3 protein-coding genes are annotated in these 1,505 nt (G+C 70.6%); 2 read left to right on the top strand and 1 reads right to left on the bottom strand.

Going from position 1 to position 1,505, the window contains the following annotated elements; genetic code table 11:
• On the top strand, positions 1-611 hold a 611-nt coding region (locus ACLN58_RS22100), incomplete at its 5' end, for a type II secretion system F family protein (RefSeq protein ID WP_415857355.1).
• A 28-nt stretch (positions 612-639) separates the two neighbouring features.
• Positions 640-1,038, top strand: a complete 399-nt coding sequence (locus ACLN58_RS22095; protein ID WP_415857354.1) for an Hpt domain-containing protein — start codon at positions 640-642, stop codon at positions 1,036-1,038.
• Between the two features lie 140 nt (positions 1,039-1,178).
• Here ACLN58_RS22095 and ACLN58_RS22090 read toward each other — a convergent pair.
• A partial coding sequence (locus ACLN58_RS22090) for a winged helix-turn-helix domain-containing protein (protein ID WP_415857353.1) occupies positions 1,179-1,505 on the bottom strand: 327 nt, incomplete at its 5' end.

Below are 1,505 nucleotides of genomic sequence, written 5' to 3'. Positions count from 1 at the left end.
CCGCGAAGCCCGCCCTCGGGGCGATCGGCGCCGCGATCGGCGGGCTTATCCTCTCCACGAGCTCCGAGGCCCTCATCCGCCTCGTCGCCCTGTTCGTGATCGTCCTCGGCTACATGCTGCCGGACCTCATGCTGTTGAGCCGCGGCATGGAGAGGCAGAAGACCATCCAGACCGACCTCCCGAACACGCTCGATCAACTGCTCATCTCGGTCGAGGCCGGGCTCGGGTTCGAGGCCGCCCTGGCCCGTGCCAGCTCGACGGGACGGGGCCCCCTAGCCGAGGAGCTCGTGCGCACGCTCCAGGACATGCAGGTTGGCCGCTCGCGCCGGGAGGCCTACTTGGGGCTTGCCGAGCGCACCACGGCGTCCGAGGTGCGCAGCTTCGTCCAGGCGATCGTGCAGGCAGATGCCTACGGCATCGCGATCGCGCGCGTGCTCCGGGTCCAGGCGAAGGCGATGCGAGTTCGCCGCCGCCAGCGCGCGGAACAGCAGGCCATGAAGCTCCCGGTCAAGGTGCTGTTCCCGCTGCTCTTCTTCATCTTCCCGGTCCTGTTCATTGCAATCCTCGGGCCGGCGGTCATTAATACCATTGCTACTCTGTCGGGACGGTAGTGCTCATATGAATCTCAAGGAGACGGTCATGGCAGGCGGATCCACGGCGGAGTGCCCGGACCATACCGTGCCGCTCGTCGATCCCGCCGCGCTCGGCCTGCTGGCCGAGGACGTCGGCCCCGCCTCGGCGGCGGCTTTCGCCCGAGACTTCGCGGCGATGTGGCCGCGCCGGCGCGCAGCCATCGATCTCGCGCTCGGATGCGGCGACCTCGACGCCGCGCTCGAGGCAGCTCTGAGCCTCCGCACCTCGTCCGTCATGGTGGGCGCCACGCGGCTCGCGGGACTCGCCTTGCGCCTCGAGGGCGCCCTTCGCGCGAACGACGGCGCAGGGGCGGCACAGCTGCTGGCCTCGGTCGCCCGCTGCGGCGACCTCACCGCGGCCGAGCTCCGCGAGAGCGCGGCCGGCCCAGGGCAGTTCACGGCCTAGGCAACTCCACCCGGGCGTCGGCTCACCGTGCTAGCCCACGAGGCCAACGTCGAAGTGAGTGTCACCAAACCCGCGTTACGAGGCCGACGTCACGAAACCGACGTCACGAAACCGGCGGGGCCAGCGTCACGAAGCCAGCGTCACGAAGCTGGCGGGGCCAGCCGGTACCCGACGCCCCGCACGGTCACGAGCCACCGGGGCTGCCGCGGGTCGTCGCCGAGCTTGCGCCGGAGGTTGCCCAGGTGAACCTCGATGGCCCGCTCGTCCGCCTCGCTCACGTACGAATCGTCGCGATACCGCTCCCCCCGCGCCACCCGCACGAGCTCCGCGCGCGTCAGGACTCCGCCGCCGGCGCGCAGGAGCGCGTGGAGCAGGTCGAACTCGCTCCGCGTGAGCTCGAGCTCACCTCGGCCGAGCGTCACGGTTCGGGTGCGTGGATCGAGCGAGAGGCCGCTGTGACGAAGCAG

Source organism: Sinomonas sp. G460-2 (assembly GCF_047759905.1).
Classification (GTDB): domain Bacteria; phylum Actinomycetota; class Actinomycetes; order Actinomycetales; family Micrococcaceae; genus Sinomonas.
Note: the sequence above shows the minus strand (reverse complement) of the source record. Positions and strands in the feature narration are given on the sequence as shown.